The organism is Rubinisphaera italica (genome assembly GCF_007859715.1).
Lineage (GTDB): Bacteria > Planctomycetota > Planctomycetia > Planctomycetales > Planctomycetaceae > Rubinisphaera > Rubinisphaera italica.
The window spans coordinates 5,013,226-5,034,708 of the sequence record NZ_SJPG01000001.1; the positions used below are offsets into that span (position 1 = coordinate 5,013,226).

At 49.3% G+C, this 21,483-nt stretch carries 17 protein-coding genes; 10 read left to right on the forward strand and 7 right to left on the reverse strand.

Features of this window, described 5'->3' with window-relative positions:
• The first annotated feature begins 21 nt into the window (after positions 1-21).
• Both Pan54_RS19165 and Pan54_RS19170 read left to right on the forward strand, forming a co-directional pair.
• On the forward strand, positions 22-876 hold the full coding sequence (locus Pan54_RS19165; RefSeq protein WP_165441864.1) for an SDR family oxidoreductase: 855 nt from the start codon (positions 22-24) through the stop codon (positions 874-876).
• Positions 877-953: 77 nt separating this feature from the next.
• A complete protein-coding gene (locus tag Pan54_RS19170; RefSeq protein ID WP_146505015.1) occupies positions 954-1,466 on the forward strand; it encodes an HYExAFE family protein in 513 nt (170 codons plus the stop codon).
• Between the two features lie 13 nt (positions 1,467-1,479).
• On the opposite strand, the gene Pan54_RS19175 is transcribed toward Pan54_RS19170, so the two are convergent.
• Positions 1,480-1,707 carry a hypothetical protein gene (locus Pan54_RS19175; RefSeq protein WP_146505016.1) on the reverse strand — a complete coding sequence of 76 codons (228 nt, stop codon included), beginning with the start codon at positions 1,705-1,707 and terminating at the stop codon, positions 1,480-1,482.
• 518 nt (positions 1,708-2,225) lie between these two features.
• On the opposite strand from Pan54_RS19175, the gene Pan54_RS19180 reads away from it, so the two are divergent.
• Entirely contained in the window at positions 2,226-3,614 is a 1,389-nt protein-coding gene (locus Pan54_RS19180) for a mechanosensitive ion channel family protein (protein ID WP_146505017.1), read from the forward strand.
• Here the strand turns inward: Pan54_RS19180 and Pan54_RS19185 are convergent.
• From Pan54_RS19185 to Pan54_RS19200, 4 genes are all read right to left on the reverse strand, one after another.
• Positions 3,608-3,991: a hypothetical protein gene (locus Pan54_RS19185; protein ID WP_146505018.1), complete on the reverse strand. Its 384-nt coding sequence runs from the start codon at positions 3,989-3,991 to the stop codon at positions 3,608-3,610. The genes Pan54_RS19180 and Pan54_RS19185 overlap by 7 nt on opposite strands.
• 291 nt (positions 3,992-4,282) lie before the next feature.
• Entirely contained in the window at positions 4,283-5,008 is a 726-nt protein-coding gene (locus Pan54_RS19190; RefSeq protein ID WP_146505019.1) for an SDR family oxidoreductase, read from the reverse strand.
• Between the two features lie 105 nt (positions 5,009-5,113).
• A complete protein-coding gene (gene lpxB, locus Pan54_RS19195; protein WP_146505020.1) occupies positions 5,114-6,280 on the reverse strand; it encodes a lipid-A-disaccharide synthase in 1,167 nt (388 codons plus the stop codon).
• Positions 6,281-6,969: 689 nt separating this feature from the next.
• Positions 6,970-7,257: a putative quinol monooxygenase gene (locus tag Pan54_RS19200; protein WP_146505021.1), complete on the reverse strand. Its 288-nt coding sequence runs from the start codon at positions 7,255-7,257 to the stop codon at positions 6,970-6,972.
• Between the two features lie 131 nt (positions 7,258-7,388).
• Here Pan54_RS19200 and Pan54_RS19205 point away from each other — a divergent pair, with 131 nt between their 5' ends.
• Positions 7,389-8,384 carry a histone deacetylase family protein gene (locus Pan54_RS19205; protein ID WP_146505022.1) on the forward strand — a complete coding sequence of 332 codons (996 nt, stop codon included), beginning with the start codon at positions 7,389-7,391 and terminating at the stop codon, positions 8,382-8,384.
• Between the two features lie 94 nt (positions 8,385-8,478).
• Positions 8,479-13,068 (forward strand): outer membrane protein assembly factor BamB family protein, encoded by a 4,590-nt coding sequence (locus Pan54_RS19210; protein ID WP_146505023.1) that lies wholly within the window; start codon positions 8,479-8,481, stop codon positions 13,066-13,068.
• Between the two features lie 70 nt (positions 13,069-13,138).
• Here the strand turns inward: Pan54_RS19210 and Pan54_RS19215 are convergent, their stop codons facing one another.
• Positions 13,139-14,356 (reverse strand): hypothetical protein, encoded by a 1,218-nt coding sequence (locus tag Pan54_RS19215; RefSeq protein WP_165441865.1) that lies wholly within the window; start codon positions 14,354-14,356, stop codon positions 13,139-13,141.
• A 266-nt stretch (positions 14,357-14,622) separates the two neighbouring features.
• Between Pan54_RS19215 and Pan54_RS19220 the strand changes: the two genes are divergently transcribed.
• The 4 genes from Pan54_RS19220 (at position 14,623) to Pan54_RS19235 (ending at position 18,193) form a co-directional block, all read left to right on the forward strand.
• Positions 14,623-15,564: a rhomboid family intramembrane serine protease gene (locus tag Pan54_RS19220; RefSeq protein WP_146505025.1), complete on the forward strand. Its 942-nt coding sequence runs from the start codon at positions 14,623-14,625 to the stop codon at positions 15,562-15,564.
• 163 nt (positions 15,565-15,727) lie between these two features.
• Positions 15,728-16,792, forward strand: a complete 1,065-nt coding sequence (locus Pan54_RS19225; protein WP_146505026.1) for a DUF3500 domain-containing protein — start codon at positions 15,728-15,730, stop codon at positions 16,790-16,792.
• Between the two features lie 378 nt (positions 16,793-17,170).
• On the forward strand, positions 17,171-17,446 hold the full coding sequence (locus tag Pan54_RS19230; RefSeq protein WP_390621933.1) for a cold-shock protein: 276 nt from the start codon (positions 17,171-17,173) through the stop codon (positions 17,444-17,446).
• 369 nt (positions 17,447-17,815) lie between these two features.
• Entirely contained in the window at positions 17,816-18,193 is a 378-nt protein-coding gene (locus Pan54_RS19235; protein ID WP_146505027.1) for a hypothetical protein, read from the forward strand.
• A 9-nt stretch (positions 18,194-18,202) separates the two neighbouring features.
• Here the strand turns inward: Pan54_RS19235 and treZ are convergent, their stop codons facing one another.
• Positions 18,203-20,035, reverse strand: coding sequence for a malto-oligosyltrehalose trehalohydrolase (gene treZ / locus Pan54_RS19240; protein ID WP_146505028.1), 1,833 nt, complete (start codon positions 20,033-20,035; stop codon positions 18,203-18,205).
• Positions 20,036-20,312: 277 nt separating this feature from the next.
• Between treZ and Pan54_RS19245 the strand changes: the two genes are divergently transcribed.
• Positions 20,313-21,476, forward strand: coding sequence for an aminotransferase class V-fold PLP-dependent enzyme (locus Pan54_RS19245; protein WP_146505029.1), 1,164 nt, complete (start codon positions 20,313-20,315; stop codon positions 21,474-21,476).
• Positions 21,477-21,483 lie beyond the last annotated feature (7 nt).

Below are 21,483 nucleotides of genomic sequence, written 5' to 3' on the forward strand. Positions count from 1 at the left end.
AACCCTAAACCCTAAATGCCCATGTCTTACAATCGTCTTATTATTGGTTGCGGTTATCTTGGTTCCCGGGCTGCGCGGGCTTGGCAGGAGCAGGGGTTTTCGGTGGCGGTGACGACGCGTTCGGAAGAGCGGGCGCAGGAGTTTGCCGAGCAGGGGTTGCAGCCGATTGTCTGTAATGTAATGGATGCCGCCAGTTTGCAGAGTTTGCCAGATGCAGACGTCGTGCTGCATGCGGTGGGTCTCGATCGGAAGGCTGGGGATTCGATGCGTGCTGTTTATGTGGAGGGATTGCGAAATGTGTTGACCGAACTGGAGCAGCGGGTCAGTCGTATGATCTACATTTCCAGCACATCTGTTTACGGCCAGATGGATGGATCGGTGGTTGATGAGGAGTCGGTTTGTGAGCCGACGCGAGAGAATGGACAGATTTGCCTGGAAGCTGAGCAACTGGTTCTGAATGCGGAATGCACGGGGACAGTTTTGCGACTTGCCGGAATCTATGGCCCGGATCGACTGCTGGCTCGTATGAAAGAACGTCAGCAGTCCGAGCCGATAGCGGGAAATCCTGAGGCGTGGCTGAATCTGATTCATGTCGAGGATGCCGTGCAGGCGGTACTGGCTGCGGGCGTGAATGAGTTGTTACATCAAAAGTATTTGATCGTCGATGACGAACCGATCACTCGTCGGGCTTATTATACACTGCTGGCCGAATTGCTTGAGGCTGCGGCTCCGGTCTTCACGGCTGACAAACCGGATCCCAAAGGGGATCGTGGATTCAATAAACGCTGCAAGAACCATCGGATGCATGATGAACTCATGCAGTCCCTGAAGTTCCCGACAATTCGTGAGGGGTTGCGGCAGGCGATCAAGGAGTAATGCTCTATACGAATTGACAGGTTTGGAGGGAGCCGATAGGATCAATTGTTCATGACCTGTTTGTGAAAGTAAGTCCAATGATCCGCTCCAATCAATATGAAGCTGCCTTTGAAGCTTATCTGCGTGAGCAGCGGACGGCTTATGTTGCGGTCGATGAGACCCGGCGGGCTTTGATGGCTGATGTCTCGCTCAAATCGATGGATTTTATCGTCTATTCGGCTGGTTCGCAGAATCTGCTGATTGATGTAAAGGGTCGCAAGCGGACAGGCGGTCGGAAGTGGGAAAACTGGGTGACCGTTGAAGATATCTCGGCTCTGATCAAATGGCAGGATGTGTTTGGAGCGGACTTTCGGAGTCTGCTGGTATTTGCTTATGAATCAGCAGCTGATGCAGAACATCCGGAATCGAAATCGTTCCTCCAGTTTCGCAAAAAACGCTACGACTTCTACGGAGTGTGGGTCGACGATTATCGCCAGGTGATGAAGCAGCGTTCGCCACGCTGGCAAACGGTCTGGGTTCCGAATGCTGCGTATCGGGAATGCCGTTTTCCGCTGAGCCAACTACTGATCGATCCGTCGACGGTTGTTTGATTGCAGAGTTCCCTCAGCTGGTTTTGGTATTTCGTTTCAGATAAATCCTGATACCGAAGACGATGACGGTCGCGATCAGTCCGAACCAGACCAGGTTTTGCTGAGCGGTACGATCTTCGGGATTGGCAGCCGGATGCATCATGAGCCGGTAGATGCCGAAGGCCCACGTGAAGTTGGTAACGAACAGCAGCCAGTCGATGAAAGGAACTTTCGATTTGGGTGCGAGTGGCTTATCTGGCATGAGAGCTCGATTGTGAGTGAGTGGGTATAGTGTTCTACGAAACATTAATACACAGGATACTCATTCCCGTTATCGATGCAAATGAGACCGATTGTCAGCAGTGATTGATCGTGATGTTTTTTGGTGTTGAACCTTCAGGCACAGAGTCACTGATTATGCTCGATCAAAACCTGATCCTCTACAACGAAATCATTTCTCACAACCTGTCATTGTCTCAGTCTATTTTGAGATTCTGACTCCAATTTCCATCGAATATTTTGAATCGGTGAAATCCGTTTCCGGTATTGCATTTCAAGAATTTGTGGTGAAATAGAAATGGAAAACATTGCGGGAAACCATCATCGAATCGTGTTATGATTTCGGTCATTGCAATGTGTATGGCTCCGACCTGTCCATAAGTCCTGCTCCTGGATGAGTAAGTCCGTACCAAGAATTCTCCTTCATTTGAAGTGCGGATTTGCTATAAATATCATTTATTGCCCCTTGGAAGACACGGGAAATTCAATTTGAATTGTTCAATGATGAAGTCTGTATGGCTCGCAATTTTATGTGGTTTCCTCGTCAGTTCAGACGTGGTGAATGCACAGAATCCTCCCAACGAAGTCGATACCGCAGAAGCGACGGATAAAGTTGCTCCGGCAATTCCTGATAAAGTCGATGTCGAGCCGCTTGCTCAGGACCCAGAGATTTCTACACGACTCTTGAGAATCCTGCAGGCAACACAGTGGTTTGAGCAACCAGACGTGAAAGTCGATCAAGGGGTTGTCTTTCTGAGTGGTCAAACTCGAAGTGAGTCACATAGAGAATGGGCGGGTCAATTGGCAGGCAATACGCAGGACGTTGTCGCCGTTGTCAATCGGATTCAGCTGATTGAACGATCGATGTGGGATCTTTCTCCAGCGTGGGAAGAACTGCGGGATTTGGGAAAAACTACAGTACAGAGCAGCCCATTAATTGCTGTCAACCTGCTCCTGATTATTGTCACCTGGTTTGTCACGTCCTGGTCTTCTCATGCAGCTTCTTATTTGTTGCAGTGGCGGATGAAAAGCAGCCTGTTGAGAGATGTGACCGCTCGAGCGATAGCGGTTCCTGTTTTTCTGTTGGGACTCTATCTGGTCCTTAAGGTTTCAGGACTATCACGTCTGGCGATGACTGTTCTGGGGGGAACAGGAATCCTCGGACTGGTGATGGGGTTTGCTTTTCGCGACATCGCAGAAAACTTTTTGGCCAGTATTTTGATCAGTATGCAGCATCCCTTCGCCAGTGGTGATTTGATCGAAGTGGCTGGGTATACAGGATATGTGCAAAGCGTAAACACACGTTCGACCTTACTGATGACACTGGAGGGAAATCACGTTCAAATTCCCAATGCAACAATCTACAAACAGACGATCACGAACTTCACGGCTAATCCAAGTGCCCGCTTCGATTTTACGATAGGAATTGGTTACGACGATTCCATCGAGCTGGCTCAGTCGGTGGCCATGTCGGTTCTGTCAAAGCATCCCGCCATCGTTCAAGAGCTTGATAAGCTTGTGCTCGTTGAAAACTTAGGGGCTTCAACGGTGAATTTGCGCATTTATTTCTGGATAGATATCGCAAAATACAGCTCGCTAAAAGTGAATTCCGCTATTATCCGATTAGTCAAGCAGGCATTTGATGAAGCAGGCATTTCAATGCCAGATGAAGCCCGGGAAGTAGTCTTTCCCAATGGTGTCCCCGTTCACATGATTTCCAGTCAGCATTTCAAAGAATCTGAAGCCTCAAATAAGAAACCCTCAGGGAAAAGTCCAGATTCTCAAAGCAATGCCGCTGAGGGCGATTTGAGCAGTGAGTCGAAAGAAATTAATCAGCAGGCTCAGAAATCACGCTCTCCAGAGAGTGGTCAAAACTTACTTGATCAATGAAGATCAAATTCAGAGAAACCAACAAACCAACCGACATTGTCCAACGCAGAGTCCATGAATGTTCTGGGGGCTTTGCGGTGCTGCGACACCAGCGACTCGCGCAAAATGATCAGGAAATCACCAGAGTCAAAACTGACTCGGGTCGCCTGCATCAGACCATTTCCAACCGGTTCTGCTGGTCGAAATACCACATTGGCGTTCGCCAGAGGTTCGCCGTTCCAGGTAATCACACCGGATACAGGAATCGCATTCACACCATTGGGATTGCCATTACTGCAACCGATGGACTGTGTAATAGAAATGCAAATGGCGAGCAGGAAACTCCATGAACTCGCCTTGCTGAATTGATCAGCAGGGTTCTTGTTTTGCCAGAACATGAGAAGCTTGTTTACTTTTTCGCAGGGTGGGGACGTCTTAGGGCGGGCAACCTATGAGACAATTATGTCTGGATAAGAGGTAAGAACTTTACTTTACTAAGGATGGAATACCCGGTTAAATATTTTCCTTATTAATTCCTGGCAGATAGCAAAGGTCGATGCGAAGATGCCGGGTGATGAATTGAAATCCGCGTTGTTGGGTTACGCGATCCGCTAACCCAACGTACGAAATGAACCGATGATAAACTCGGATATCATGAACGGAAATCCGGCTTTCATTTGGCGCAAGTTTTAGATGAATGACTGTGTTGTCGGGATGATGGTTAACTCGGGAACGCGGGCACGAGCAGGGAGTTGCAGGACCAGCATGATCGTTGCTACGACGTCTTCCGGTTGCAGAATTCTTGCGCGATGTTCGTCGGTCACAGGGCTCGGACGATTATCCAGAATTGGTGTATCGACTTCGCCGGGATAGATATTCGTGATGCGGATCCCGTGCTCTTTTTCTTCGTCGCCGGCTGAAATCCCCAGTGCGGTCGCGGCAAATTTCGATGCGTTATAACCAACTCCACCTAAGGCGGCCGCTCGAATCCCAGCCACGGAGGAGATGTTGATAATCGTTCCAGCTTTACGTTCCCGCATTTGCGACAACGCGAGTCGCATGCAATTGAAGGTGCCAGTCGCATTGATGTCCATCATGCGATCCCAGTCGGCGGGATCGAGATTGTGCATCATGCGTTTCGGAACATTGATACCGGCTGCGTTGATCAGGATATCGATCGAGCCGAGCTTTTCTTGAGCTGCAGCAAATAACTGGTCAACACTCGATCGATCAGCCACGTCCGCGGAAACCGCAAACATGGATTCCGGTTTGTACTTACAAATTTCCTGGAGTTTGTCCAGATTTCGACCAGCGATGACGACATTGGCTCCTGCATCGACCAAAGCCCGAGCAGTCGCTGCTCCAATTCCCGATCCACCACCTGTAATGACGACATTCTGATTCTTTAATGACATTGTGAGCCTACGATTATCTAAGTTGGAGAGTGATTCAATAGTCACACTCCAACTTAACTCAGAATCGTCGGCATGTCGAATGAACGGCATGAGGGGCTGTTGAAATCAGGCGGCTTGCTTGAATTCAGGCTGAATTTCCAGCGATTCGAGCAAATACTCGGCAGTTGTGACCGACGCTTTGGAGGCAGCAATTCCCTCCGAGAGCTCTTTCAGATCCTGGCGTACACTGGCCAATTCCTGCGGGTTCCTCAACCATCCGTTGATGATACTGGCCATTTTGGTCACGCGTTCATTCTCGCCGTTCATATAAGGAAATTCGGGCAACACTTCCCGACCGGCAATCAGGTTGGGCAGAGTCATGTATTTGCATTTGACGAGATATTTCGCCAGCGTGCCCATCACATAACCACCCTTGTAGAGCACGACTGCCGGAAGACAACGGGCCATCAGTTCGAGGCTGACGGAACCGGAGACCATCAGCGCACAATCTGCAGCTGCTATAATTTCTGAGGTTTTGCCCGTATGAAATTCGATCGGTAAATCAGTATTGAATTTTGCCAGTTCCTCTTCGCAGAATTCTCGCTGATGTGGTTTATAGCTGGCCACCAGAAAGCTGCATTCCGGATGCTGATGATTGATCCGCTGCGCAACCGCCATCATCGCAGGCCAGTTCATCGTCACTTCCATCGTGCGAGAACCGGGAAGTAAGGCAATGACTTTTTTCTGGTTCTGTCGTAACTGCTTGATTTGACTGGGACTGACGGGATGCTGAGCCACTTCTTCAAAGAAGGGATGCCCGACAAATTGAGCATTCACACCCTGTTTCTGATACCATTCCGTCTCAAAATTGAGCCCGGAGAGCACATGATCGACATACTTATGCATCCGTTTCACACGCCAGCCACCCCAGGCCCACAATTGGGGGGGCATGTAGTAGTAAACGGGAATTCCCGCCTGCTTGGCATATCGAGCAATCCACCAGTTGAAGCCGGGGAAATCGACCAGGACGACCGCATCGGGTCGATTTTCGCGGAAGTATTTCCTAGCAGCCTGCCCGAGTCCCCAGAATTTTCGGAGAAGCGGAAGGACCTGCATAATGCCCATGACGGCCATTGTGGTGAGCGGAAAAAAGACCTCGCAGCCCGCGGCCTGCATATCGTCTCCCCCATAGCCGACACATCGGCAGGTGGGATTTCGTTTTTTGATTTCACGTATTAACGCAGCGGCATGTTCATCGCCACTTGGCTCGCCGACTGAAAAATAGACTTCCATGCCTTGAATCCCTTCGCTGGCAGAATATTAACTCAATCGCGAACTATCGGGCATTCTGCATTTCAGGTCAAGATGGCCTTGTTTTAGCGGAGGTTACATCACATTTTACTGATGTGCTCCAGGTTGTCGTTGGGGAGACAATGATTATGGGAATACCCGAGCCATAACTGGCTCGGCTCGCCTCAAACGAAAAACAGCCGGTCAGACGCAATTGTCCTTCCGGCTGTGCAAGACAGATGATTAACTCTTCAATTTCATTTTCTGCCAGAGCAAATGGGACGTCCTATTCATTATTCACGTCCAAGCGACTGCACCCGGTAGAGCGGAACGCTCTAGTGGCAACCGCCTCCGCGGCATGAGCGGCAGCTGTTACAGCTACGGCAAGAGCGGCAGCTTCGGCAAGAACGGCAAGATCGACATGAGCTGCAGCAGCGTCCTTGTGGAGCTTGCTTGGCAGATCGCAATTTGCTGACTTCTTTAACCAGTTTCATTCCTGTTGTGCTTGTAAGTGTGTTCATCGTCCTGCTCGCTTTCGTATTGAAAAGTACTTGTTTTTGACATTCAGTTATGTCTCATACTCTTACAGCGAAAGCCGAACGATTCAGGGGACACGGAAAAGGGATAAACCGGGAAAATTCCTATCTGGGTGGCTGGGGTCGGAGCTCTGTGTAGCCCCCCAGAGCGTCGCATTATTCGACTAAACTGCAGAAATAGGGGGTGCGGTCTACGTGAGGGAGTACCTGGGGCTGGTAAATGGTGGTGAAAGCTTCGGCATGCTTGTGAACCTCCCAGGCCTCCTTGTCCTCCCAGTGTTCGCAAAGCAGGAGGTTCTGAGGATCGTTGTTGTCGTGATAAACTTCAAAACGCAGGCAGCCGGGCTCTAACCGGGAGAGCTGACCCGCTTTTCGGAGCAAATCTGTGATTTCATTGGCTTTTGATTCCTCATGAACTCTCAGCACGACATTGATACAAAACATGGTGTCTCCAACGGATATGGTTATTTAATGGTTATTTAATGGTTATCAGGCCAGGCATCGCACGATTTGATTCAAAATTTCGTATGATAGGATTTGGACAGAAAAGATTTCCATGAGCATAAAGGTCGAACATGGTTCCTACAAAGCAGAAGCCACAGTGTTTGCTCTATCAGGATGACTTTTTTCAGGAGCACCGCACGGGAAGTCATCCGGAATGTCCGCAGCGATTGGTTGCTATTCAGAAAGCATTGTCGCAGCCGATTGACGGACTGGAAAAGAGATCCGCAGCTGAGGCGGTCGAAAAAGCCGGACTGTTGCCTGAAGAAATTCAATCACTTCTGAACAAAGTTCACGACTCTGCTTATCTGCATCAATTGGATCAGTTCGCTGCTCACGGCGGAGGGCGCTGGGATGCCGATACGGTTGTTTCTCCAGACTCTTATGCGGTGGCGAAACTGGCCGCTGCAACGGCGATGTTGGCGACCGATCAGGTTTTGACAACAGAAACAAAACGGGCCTTCTGTGCAATTCGACCGCCGGGGCATCATGCGGTGTCAGATACCGCGATGGGCTTTTGTCTGATGAATAACATCGTGACAGCGGCACGGCGAGCGGTCGAACATCATGGATTACGTCGTGTCCTGATTGTCGACTGGGATGTCCATCACGGAAATGGAACTCAGGATCTGGTCTATGAGGATGAGCAGATCTGGTTTTACTCGGTCCATCGACATCCCTTTTATCCGGGAACAGGGCATCCTGAGGAGACAGGCTCCGGCAAAGGCCTGGGGACCATCTGCAATGTTCCGCTTTCGGTGAACACCAGCAGGAAAGAATATTTTGACACCGTCTCGGCAACTTTAGGCGACTTCGCACAAGAGTGTCGCCCGGAACTCGTGCTCATCAGTGCCGGGTTTGATGCCCACGAACGGGATCCGATTGGCTCACTTGGATTGAAGTCGGAAGATTTCCGTTCACTGACCAGACTCGTGAACGAAATCGCGAACTCCTCTGCCCAAGGTCGGATCGTATCCCTGCTCGAAGGGGGTTATCATCTGGAAGCGCTGGGGGAATCGGTGAAAATCCATCTGGAGGAATTCAGCTCCGTTTCCCAGTTCCCCAATTGAGATGGAGGGCGTCTCCGGCTAAAATCAATGTGTACTGTTGCTCGCAGAGAAACCTCCTGATCGGTTACACCGGCTCCCACCTGAAGCAGGCATAATGTCATTTATTGAGATCCTCAATTCGCTAACGAAAGAACGTACTGCCTGTTCGTTGAATTTTGCTCTCTCCCGAATCTGCTGGTTATGTGTCGCGCTGCTGATCTTCAGCGGCTTGAATGTTTCCATTTCATCAAATGCTTGTTTCGCACAACCACAAGAAAATGTCCCGGACTTTTTTTCGGAGACTGAAGAAGATCCCGATGATGCCTCGATGTGGTATCTCGTGCAGGCGGACAATGAATTTCGTCGAAAATTCGAATCGCTGGAAACGCTAATTTCTGAAGATCGTGCGATTGATGCAGCGGTCGCTCTGCAGGCGATTCTGGATAACCCGGCTGATTTCCTGATCATGGAAGAGTCTGGAAAATCGGATAGCCTCAAATTGCAGATGTTGAGTTGGGTTGAAGAACTGCCCAATTCAATACTGGCAGCTTACAATCTGAAATACGATCCTCAATGCCGGCATTTGATTGCGCAGTATGATAAGTCTGGTCAGTTACATTATCTGCTGGAAGCATCGCGTCGATTTCTGCACACCAATTCCGGAGGCATCGCCACATTCCGGCTCGCCAGTCACTACTACGATCGAGGAGATTTTCGAACGGGGTGTCTTTATTATTTGAGACTGCAGGAAGTCGAAAGGCACGCCAATCAGTTCTCACCCTGGCTGGAGTTACAGACATCGATCTGTCTGGCGAATTTATACTCTGCAAAAGTTGCGATCCAATACCTGCAGGAGCATGTGCAACAATCGCCAATGAATGTCGGCGGAGAGCCGATCACCTTTGATAAACTGCAGGAGATGCTGGCTGAATCCATCAACTCTTCCCCCGATACACCGCAAATTGCGGAGGATCCCGAGTGGCGTAACTTTCGTCGTACGGCTGAACGCAATCGATATTCTTCCGAATTCAATATGCTGCCTCTCATCGATTGGAAGATTGATGCCTCGGAGGTCTTGCTCGACGACACGCTCCGGCATACGGAGGCATTTCGAGCATTACTCAAAGGAGTCTCTCGTGGAGTTCGGGAACGGAATTTTGTCACGCTACCTGCTCCAAATCCCATCGTAACGAAGAATCATATTCTGGTGGCTGGCTTTGGTTCGATGGCTGCCTTTGATCGTCAGGATGGTTCGTTACTCTGGAAATCCTCGACCACCGATCGTTCGCTGGAATTTCTGCTCAATGAAGAAATGCTGGGGCGGTTTGGTGTCGATGCCCGACCAGATAATGAATTGCATCATTATGCGATTCAGCACCTGTTTTGTGATTTGACAACTGGCACACTGAGCAGTGATGGGAATACGGTATTTGCCGTGCGAAATACTGGCCTGGCCTCGTTAAACGCGCGAACGAGCCTGCAGGTCAGTACGGAAAATCATGCTCTGATCCCAACCGAATCGAATCTTCTCTCGGCTTTTGATATCGAGACTGGGAAATTGATCTGGGAAGTTGGTCGCAGTTCCAACAACATGAATGCCAATCTGCTGACCGGGCATTACTTCCTGGGGCCACCAGTCACAGTCCAGGGACGTTTGTTTGTGCAGTCGGAAAACGGCTCTCAAATGTTTCTGATCGAGTTGGATGCAGCTACCGGAGAAGCGGTTTGGATTCAGCCGCTGGCTCACCCGGAATTAGAAATTACTGCGGATCGTCCACGACGCATCGCCGGAACTATGCCCACTTATGCCGCTCCTTATCTTATCTGTCCGACGAATGCCGGCAGTGTAATGGCGGTTGATATCGGACTGCGAGAAATCGGTTGGATCAGTATTTATGCCGTTCGCAAGCCTGAACAGCTTGAATATGACCTTCCATTCGGACGTCGACATCGAGATCCCTCAGAAGATCGTCGCCAGATCGATTTCACGGGTGGGAGATACATGGACGGTTCTCACTGGCAGGAAACGGTTCCGTTAATGGTCGATCAAACCGTGTTACTCACGCCGATTGACAGTCGCGATCTGATTGCATTGGATGTGATGACAGGCCAGGTTCGCTGGGTTGAGCCTCGTCGTGATGGCATGTATGCCGAAGTCACACCTGATGGTCAGATTCTGATTGTCGGAAATACGGTGATCCGCTCGTTGACTCAAAGCGGCCTCGAAAACTGGAGACGGGATTTGATTTCCAGTGAACCAGCCGGGCGAGGTGTTTTTCGAAATTCGATTTATCAACTCGCCTTAAAAAATGGCGAACTGCTTTCGATCGACGTCAAAACGGGGCACATCCTGGCCTCAACGATTCCCGAGCCGGATTTGCAGTTCGGAAATCTGCTGGCGGTCGACGATCAGTTATTCTCATTTTCTACAGGACAATTGATCGCATTCGCGTCTCTGGCCGATGTAAAAAAACGAATCAATTCTGAAAGTGAGCAGAATCCCGAAGCCATTCGCCTTTCTCTCTCTGGTCAACTGGAGTTGCATCAGGGGAATACAAAACTGGGGCTCGAATACCTTCAACAGTCGTACATAATCCAGAAATCCCCTGAGATCGCAAAACTGATCACGCAAACCTTACTCGATGCCGACCACGATGTTCTCAATCTCGACTCCGACACAATTTCGGAACTGGCGGAACTGATGGTCTCAGCCGATCATGCTCCCGAAGTCGTGTTCCGTTATGTCGATGCGCTGCTGCACATGGAGCGACCTCTCGAAGCATTTCGAGTGATTCACTCTCTGCTTGTCTCGCAAGAGCAAACCGACGCGCTGATGATTCTGCCAGGAGAACGCAGAGCCACATTGTCGGCCTATGCCACCGGGTTTATTCAGGAATTGCACGAGGATGGCACTTCCAATGCGCTGGCAAGTCTGGTCAAAGAGTCGAATCAGATTATCGAACAAACGACAGATGCTGCCAAACTCCAGAAATTGTCTCCACTGTTCGCGGTCGAAGCATTGGAGCCCGGTTATCGACTGCAATTGTGTCGTTTATTAAACCCACAGTTGAATGCTCTTCTACTCGAAAAACATTTGAGCTGGCTGGAACAGCATGCTTCCGATGCACAACGTCCGGAAGTGATGGCCCGCATGGCGGAACTGTTCCTGCAGAATCAGAAATGGGAAGCCGCTCGGGAGTATGTTGATCAACTGGCAAGTAATTATCAGGAAACCATTTGTCTGAACGAGAAGACCGGTCAACAGTTGTTGAATGAGTGGAAGACTGCCTACGATTCTGCATGGGAAGCGACTCCCAACGACCGCCTCGCTCCGGTCAATTACTCCTATCAGGTGACAAGTGATCCCGAGGCTGCCGCGACTACACGAGGAGATCATCCTGTCACAATTGAGAAGCGACTCCCGTCCGATTCGCCATGGAAGTACTGGTTGTTTTCCATGGAGCGAATTCAAAGCCAATTGATTGCTCGAAACGTCCAGGACAATCCTGCATGGCGGCTCAATCTCGGAGAAATCGGTCGATCGAGCCAGAATTTTCTACATAGCTGCGGACACCTGGGGATCTTTCAATCTGAAGGCGAACTGTTTGGATTCAACACTTTAACTGGTGAGACTTCCCGACCATTGAAACCAATGTGGTCGGCGACCTACGGAGAAAGTTCGACATCTGGCAGTCGCGGATTTATGATCACATCGGCAATGCAGACCCTCGGCTTAACGCCTTTGAAAATTGGCTGGCAGGAAGAGTCCGGGCATCTGGCACAGCCTGTCGATTTCCATTTGCCAATGCGAGATCGCGACCGCATCGTTTTATATGATCTCATCAACGGAAAGCCCCGCTGGGAGATTAAGCATCCTGAAGAAGATGACATCATCGTCTGGGCCAACGAGCAGTCCGTCTTCCTCATCGATTCTCACGGCGACACTTATGCAATGCACCGTTTTTCCGATGGGGCACTCCTCACCGAGCAGGCACTTCCGCGGCACGACGAACTCCGGGCACTTTCCGGTTCGATCGCCGTTTTATGGGAACGAATCGACCAGCAATCCGGACGCCTGATCGGCTTTGACCTGCAGGCTCAAGCCATTCTGTGGTCTCTCGATGTCTCAGGTTCTGTCAGTCTGGCTGCTTTGGATTCCGAGAAACTCGTCTTGCTGGATGTCGGTCAGAATTCCGTTCGATTCCTCGATCCGAAACAGGAATCGCCCGTCTTCTTTCAAACGGATGCCCCCCAAACGAATGCTCGATTGCTATATGTCCTCGAAGATGAACAATGCTGGTATGTGCACATCACGACCTCACCAGAATCGGTCTCGCAGAATCTCGGTTTCGAAAGTGGAGCCGACATCAATGGGCCGATGTTTGCAGTCGACAAAAAAACTCAACAGGTTCTCTGGAACGCCGAAGTCGATCGACTCCGCTGGATCCCCGGACAACCGGCCCGACTGCCGTTTCTCGTTTACGGAGCCAAAGTCGAAATCAGCACTCGTGACGAAAATGGCGAACAGCAGATCTTCCGCAAACCGACATTGCAGGTGATCGATAAGGCGACCGGAAAAACGATTACGAATCTCCCAGAGGAGGTCAACGGCTTACTGGTGAAACAGAACTACAACTTCGAGCAAAAGAAGTTCGACCTGGAATTCACAAGCGGCACGCTTTCGATTCAGGCTATTGAGAAATGATCATACGGTACTTGTTCAGTATTTCCAGAGTTTTGCAGAAATTGTCGGCTTCAGTATGATTCGTTTTTCACTATTTGCCCTTAAAGATGTCTTCCTTATATTTCGATTTACGAATACCTAAAATAACCAAAGCGATTCCTGAAAGAATTATAAAAAAAATCATAGATACAAAAAATAGTTCAAGCATTCTTATGGATTTTGGTGCTTCAATTTTGTTTGCATAGTCGCCAAGGGGCGTCACTTCATCGTAATATTTCTGGGCAAAAGCGGCGTCGACGTCCTGACCAGTTTCAATCCATTGCAGTTCATCTTGATGCAAATTGTCGTGCCAGGCTTTTGCTTCTGCCAGTTCCTGCTGAAAAGACTTTTCGAGCGTATCCAAGCTCAGTTCTTGCCTGCCATAGCCTCCTAATGTGGACTCCAATTGCATGGAAAGACTTTCCTCAGCCAGCTTTCGATAAGCCTGCTTGACCTCCTCATCTTCGACTTCATAGGAAGCTTTTAAATAGGCCCTGGCTGCCAGTTGTTGACTCCCATATGCCCTTTCACCAATATTGCTGAGTATGTCCCCTAACGCTTCCAGTAAGATCGGGGAATCATAATGACCAAACCGCATCATCCCCTGAATCCCTTTGAGAGCTTTTCTCAATTCCTCATTGATGTTTTCTACAGCTGGTTCACTATCTGAATCGGGGACTGCATGAACTTTGAGGATATAGTCCTTGAAATTGAGAACAGGCCAATCAAAGATATCCTCCTCTGAAAACTGGTTTTGTAATGGAAGAACCGTTTTACCGTCTTTCTGTCTCAAGCGAACGTAATTGACCAGATCCTGCTGATAGATTTCCCGTCCGAAATGAGCCTCTGGATTGATGGCAATCGCTTTATTAATGTGCTCGATTCCCTGTTCCAACTGACCGGCATGAATGTAGAACGTACCCAGGTTCGCTTCAGTTTCGTACAGATTCGGTTCAATCGCATTCTTGGCCTGCATGGTTTCGATCGCCATTTGATGCTGGCCAGTTTTGTCATAAGCCACAGCAAGGTCATCGTAGTAAGCGAGAACACTGGGATCCTGTTCCAGTTTCTGTTTACGATCCTGAATTCTCCATTCATAAAACTCAGAAGAGTGCCGCAGAAATTTTCCAGTAATCAATTCGAGCGCATCTGGGAACTCCAGACGCTCCATGGTAAGCGTATCGTAATCCCATGCACATGCCCAAATCGGCCCAACTGCGAGTTGAACAATCAGGCAGACAATCAACAGTACTCGAAATGTTTTAAACATTGTTTTTTCGATCATCCGCAAAGGTCTTCGTGCGATCAGAAATACATATTCGATCCTGAACGATTCTAACATGTTGGCACGAATAGTATCCAAGACAATAATCATAAATGACTGAACATGAATAATTATCGTTTTCTCAGCACTTTTCCGACTGTTTTGAGCGAACTTGGAGAAATTCGATTTGAGTACTTATACTCACATCGCAGGATGGCCTATGATCTGGTTTTCCAGTGAGATGTATTGAATAAGAACTGAGGGGATATTGCATGAGACAGCTCGGAACGCTGGACTCACAGTCAGCTGCGAACAAATTCCGGGATTATCTGTTGTCCCAGAGTGTGGAATCGAATGTCGATCAGGTTGAGAGCGCGTGGGAGATCTGGATTGTCAATGAGGATGATCTGCCGAAAGCGAAGTCCGAATTTGAAGCTTTCCAGCAGAATCCCGAAGCCGACCATTTCAGTAAGGGAGCCCAGTTAGCCTCGAGTTTGCGAGCAGAACAGGAGAAACAGGCGCTTGAAGTGATTCGGCAGCGGATGAAAATCCGTCGTCAAATGCAGCCTCCTCAACTCACAACCGCTTCAGTCACTTCTTTGTTAATCATTGCCAGTGTCATCATCACTCTGTTGACGATTCTCAACCAGAATGATTACGGCTCTGTTTCCAGAGCCGACTTTTCGATTTGCGAATATCGTATTATCAGCCCAACGGAAATCGCCTGGTATCCAGGGTTCCAGGAAGTTCGAGCCGGAGAAATCTGGCGACTGTTCACGCCTGTATTTATCCATTTCGATGCATTTCACCTGCTGTTCAATATGTACTGTCTCTATTTATTTGGAGCGATGCTGGAGCCTCGCTTAGGTTCCTGGCGGTTTCTGTTGATGGTGCTTGTGATTGGGGTTCTTTCCAATGTGGGCGAATATTATTTTCGCGTCCCTCTACTCGAGTGGAGACCAGATCCTTCGTTTGGAGGAATGTCGGGTGTCAATTACGGACTCTTCGGCTACATCTGGATTAAGGGAACACTGGAACCGGAGGCTGGGATCGCGCTGCCTCAGTTCACCATCTATCTGATGATCGGTTTCTTCTTCCTTTGTATGACGGGACTGATCGGCCCGATTGCCAACGCCGCTCATGCGTTTGGTCTAATGATTGGCTGTGCAATTGCCGGAGTTGGCACGGTGATCAAACGAGGATTGAAACCGTAATGGCCTGAGTTGCCACGTCAATAGCCTTTACCGGAAGTACTATTATTCGGGGGCTTCTCTTCGAGAGCAGCCTCATTAGACTTTCGAATCGACTCCTTCATATTGTATACTGTTGATTCGAATTTCGATCTCCGCGGCAACCCCATATCAGAGGAGTATTTCGATGTCCCAACCAATCGTAACTTCAATAACGGACTGCGACCGACGCCGTTTTCTTGCGACCGGATTAACCGCTGCGGCCGGGCTGGTTGTGCCGAATACGATCTCGGCTGCTTTGTTTGACGTCAATAAAGCCGCAAAGAAAATGGGAGTGGTTTCGGAATCAGCCGTAAAGGATTTGTATTCGTCACTCGATGAAACGCAGCGTAAAGCGATTGTGTTTGACTGGGATCATACCGAGAAAGGTCGTGGGTTATTGCGTTCGCATGTGAGCAACAACTGGCAGATTACTAAGCCGGAAGTTCGCAGCCGATTCTTTACGGACGAACAACAGGATATGGTTCGTACGATATTCGAAGGTATCGTTAATCCCGACTGGCATGCCCGTTATTACAAACAGATCGAAGATGACAACGGCGGCTTCGGAGACAATCAGTCCATCGCGATTTTTGGAAACCCTGACAGTGACAAGTTTGAGTTTGTAATGACAGGCCGTCACTTGACCTTGCGTTGCGATGGAAACTCCTCGGATCATCTTGCCTTTGGCGGACCCATTTTTTATGGGCACGATCCACTGGGAGAATTTAACGAGGGGCCGAATCATACCGAGAACGTTTTCTGGGATCAGGCTTTAGAAGCGAACAAAGTGTATGCCATGCTCGATGGCAAGCAACGTAAGCAAGCCGAAGTCGCCCGCACTCCGGGTGAAGGTGCCATCGCATTTCAGGGAAGCAGTGGTCGCACGACCGGCCTGCCAGTCAGCGAGATGTCGAGCGATCAAAAAGAGGCACTTCAGAAAACCTTGCAGAAACTGGTGGAAATGTACCGTCAAATCGATCAGGAAGAAGTCGCTCAGTGTCTCAAAAGCCAGGGGGGACTCGATGCCTGCTCACTTTCGTATTATACCGATAAAGATATCGGCAAGGACCGCGTGTGGGACAACTGGCGACTGGAAGGCCCGTCGTTCGTATGGCATTATCGTGGCGCTCCACACGTCCACGTCTGGGTTAACATTGCCGATAGCAGCGACGTGAAATCGAATACACCGCTTTTACAACGTCGTTCCTGAACGGAGCATGCCTGATCTACTTAATTAGTTCTGACTCATCAAAGAAGCCCCCGGAAGTTCTACCTTCGGGGGCTTCTCTTCGAGAGCGCCCCTGCCACCCTGTTTTTTAATGACTTTTATTTTGTTACGAGTATGAGTGATGCTGCTCATAGTCATGTCCTATGAAATGACAATCCCCTAAATTTGGAATTTTCTAAAAAATTCGTAGACGGACTTTCACATGACCTGTAGACTTGATCCATCCGAATAAGTCGATGTGACTCGTTTGACTAAGTGTCCAAACGCACGCTTCGAGGAAACTCGGATAAAAATTGATAACTCGGATTCACTGCCGTTGATTTGTCCAACAGCAGATATTCAGTTTTCCGTGGTGCGTGTTTGTCCATTCTGCCACATCCGCAGGCAGCACGTATCAATTGCGATGGGTGCGGTCTGTGGGAGGGAGAGTGGAAGTTGGCTGAGGGCAAAATTAAAAAGCTGGTGACTGACAAGGGGTTTGGATTCATTCAAGGCGACCGTGGCGATCTGTTTTTTCACTTATCGGCTTTGCAGAATTCCCAGTTTGAAACCCTTGAAGTTGGCCAGAGTGTGACCTACGAAGAGGAAGAAGGCCCCAAAGGACCGCGGGCAACAGCAGTGGAAATTATTGAGTAAATTTATTCACTCGCGAATTCTCCCAGGAAAAATGGACTCGACCTGCTGAAATCTTTAAGAGCTGATGCTCACATGACTTGCGACAAGTCAAAATGGCGTCCCCGAATATCTGGGACGCCATTTTTTAGGGTGTCTTCCACAATTTCGCAGTATTCCGGTAGTCAATGATATTCTGAAAATCAAATCAGCAGTTGATGATGCTTGCAATGATTTTTGAATATCCTGAGAGAAACCGGTTTCCGATCTCAATTTTGCTTTTGACACAAACCGGCAGACGCTGTACTCTCCGCATCTCTTTGCCAACCTGCCCGGACATGGAAGTCTCATCTGGCAAAGTGTGACCAGGAACTGGAGTTCAAGGAGGAACTCGTGCAAAGCCCCCGCCGTCTGTATGTTCTCGATACACAACCTGAAACCGCAGAGGTTTTACAAGCTGTGCTTGCGCCCCAAGGGACTGAAGTGACTTCGGTCAAATCGTGGCAGCAGTTTCAGTATCGCGCTCCCGATCAGGCTGAAAGCATTCTGGTTATGAATGCGAAGTTCCGCATCATGCCCGATTCCGTCGAGGATCAACAATCAACCATTCCACGCGTCGTCATCGGTGCAGAGAAGAAAGAAACCGCTGATATTTCCGAAGTCGATTCGAAACAAACTCATCCCTCAGAGAGCGAACGGCAAGTCCGTGAACTCTTCGAGTATCCGGAATTATTTCAGGCGATAGAATCGCTTTGGAAAAAAGCCGCTTGAGAATTATTTTCAGAGTGTTGGCCAAGGCAAGTTACTTAACACCACGCACTCGAACGGACGAAGGTATCCTGTCGATAAAGGTTTGTTATTCGTCTTCGATGTGTAGAGTTGATCCTCCGACTGGAAGAGAATCTTTTGCTCATTGAGTTCAATTGTTTGCACGCGATGCGTCAGGTTGAATAGGCATTCAAGCGTTTGCGATTCACATTCGTATTTCCATTCCAGGATGGTTGTGTTTTCTTCATCAGGTCGCAGGTGGGCGGTTCTTGTTTGTGGGTTTTTAAGTGCTGGCCAGTTTCTTCTGGCTTGTAAAAGATCATGATACATTCGCCTGAATCCGGCTTGCTCGGATTTCTCTGCCCAGGACCACTGGAGTTTCGCCGCTTCATAGGTTGATTCCTTTTGGGGATCGAGCACATTGCGCCCGAAACCGAAATCGCGTTTCCGACCTTTTCTGACATTACGGATCAGCTTGAGATCCTGAAACGAACAGAAGAACGGGAACGGGCTGGTCTCGCCATATTCTTCCCCCATGAAAATCAAGGGAAGGAAGGGACTCAATAATGAGAGGCAGGCTGCCAGTCGATACTCGGCTGGCGACATCAATTGGGAGAATCGTTCTCCCTGGGCTCGATTTCCGATGTGGTCGTGATTTTGTATGCCGGCGACAAAACGTGCCCCTGCGAATCCGGCTGCAGAGGCTCCCCAGCGTTGTTGTCGAAATTGACTGTAACGCCCGTTGAGACTGAAATTCTCTTCAAAGATTGTTTTCAGATGCCGCACCTCTCCAAAGTCGGAATATTTTCCCGAGCGTTCTTCGGTCATTATTGCCTGCACCGCATGATGGAAATCTTCATTCCATTCCGCGTCCAGTCCGTAACCCCCTTGTTCGAGAGGGCGGATCATGCGGACATCGTTCAATAAACTTTCAGCAATGATGATCGCTTCACTTGATCGAGCCTTCGCCGCGGCATCTGCGACCTGCTTGATTTCCGTCAGGAGATGAACCGGGCTGTTATCGTAGATGGAATGGACCGCATCGAGCCGCAGGCCATCGAGATGAAAGTCATGAATCCAATGCCAGACATTTTCTAGAAAAAACTGCCGCACGGGATCGCTGTGTGGTCCATCATAATTCAGCGCCTCGCCCCAGGCTGTTGAGTAAGTTCCCGTGAAATAGGGGCCAAATTCTCCAAGATAATTTCCTTCCGGTCCCAGATGGTTGTAAACGACATCCAGAATGACTGAGAGCCCGTTCTGATGAGCAGCGTCGACCAGGCGTTGTAAGCCAGCCGGTCCCCCGTAACTGTTTTGAGCAGCAAAGGGATGCACGCCGTCGTAACCCCAGTTCCGATCTCCGGGAAACTGAGCCACCGGCAGTAGTTCAATCGCAGTAATCCCAAGCTCTTTCAACGCTTGGAGACGAGGAATGATAGCCTCGAAGGTGCCTTCGTCTGTAAATGTGCCGACGTGCAATTCATAAAAGACCAGATCACATTGAGGAATCGGTTGCCAGTTGTCATCGGTCCAGGAGAAGGCAGCCGCATCGTAAACTGCGGAAGGCAAATGCACTCCTTCCGGTTGCCAGATTGAACAGGGGTCGGGACGCAACGGCCCATTGTCCATGCGGTAAGCGTAGCGAGATCCATTCGCCAATTGAGGCACGGTCAGTTCGAAGTATCCCCATTCGCTGGCTTGCATTGAATGAGCGGATTGAGAGCCATCATTTTCAAGCAGAACCAGTTCGACCGAAGATTTGAAAGGAGCCCAGACTCGAAAGCGTGTTTGATTCTCTATGGTTTCTGGACGGCCGCGATATTCAGGAATGTAGCCAATGGACATATCTTGGTGATCTATTTAACGTTATCAAGTGTTTGATGCGAGTCGCAAAGCACTATTATAAATGATGCAGCAGACGTTGAAAGGGCAACCCCGATGTGAGAATATTTCTGGTCGATCAGTAACAGCAGGGTTCGTCCAGACGCACCATAAGAGCCAGGCCAAAATGCTCCCTTATTCAGAAATACAAAGTCGAATACAACACTGCTGGGCAAGCCAGCAGTGTCACACCTCTTGCAACAATCCAAACTCGATAGAGCAGTAGAGACTGCCGTTTTCCATGAAGAAACCAATTTATCTCGATCATGCTGCCACCAGTGCCCCTAAGCCAGAACGAGTTGCAAGGCGTGTACGCGATTATCTGCTGAATGAAGGCATTAGTGCTGGACGTGGTGGTTATGAGCGGGCAATGCAGGTCGGTCGTGAAATCGAAAATGGTCGGGCCCGGCTGGCCAATTTACTCAATGCCGAATCCGCAAGTCGAATCGTTTTTACCGGTGGTGGAACAGAAGCATTGAATCTCGCTTTGCTTGGATTCCTGGGGGAGGGAGATCATGTCGTCATTTCCACACTCGAACATAATTCCGTGCTTCGACCTCTCAATATGCTGGAAACGAAACGAGGTGTACGTCTCTCTTATGTGCATCCTGATGAGCAGGGAATCGTAGCGGCTGAAAAATTAATCGCTGCCTGTCGACCAGAGACGAAATTAATTTGTTGTCTACATGCGTCCAATGTGACGGGGATCATTCAACCAATTGAAGAGCTTTGTCGGCTGGCTCGAAGGCTTAATGTTTCCACTTTAATTGATGCAGCTCAAACGGTGGGACATCTTCCAATCGACTTGCAGAAAATCGATTGCGATTTTCTGGCAGCTCCCTGCCATAAAGGTTTGCAGGCTCCGTTAGGAACCGGATTTCTTTACCTGCGGCCAGGAATGGAACAGCACGTTCTGCCTCTACAGTTTGGAGGGACGGGAACGCAGAGTGAACTGGCAACACAGCCGGTTGAATTGCCAGTCCGATATGAATCCGGAAGTCTCGCAGTACCAGCCCTGCTCGGTTTGTCGGCAGCGTTGAGTGAAATTTCCAATGAATCGATTCGAGAAGATTTCGATAAGCGAAAACGATTAAGCAAAAAGTGCATGGAGGAGCTTGCAGAGATTGAGTCGGTAATTATCTATCCGCAGTTTTATTCGAAGGATAACCGGATCGATGTCATCAGCTTCAATCTTCGAAACCAGGATCCCAGAATTGTGGGAACGATTCTGGATCAGCATTTTCAAATTGAAGTCCGCACCGGATTCCATTGTGCTCCGCTCGTCCATGAAGATCTGGGAACGACGGAGTTGGGAGGCACGATTCGTGTCAGTCTTGGATCCACAACGACTGAAGAAGAAATCGAAACCTTTCTGGATGCGATTCGCCAGATCGCAGGCGCGTGAGACTGGA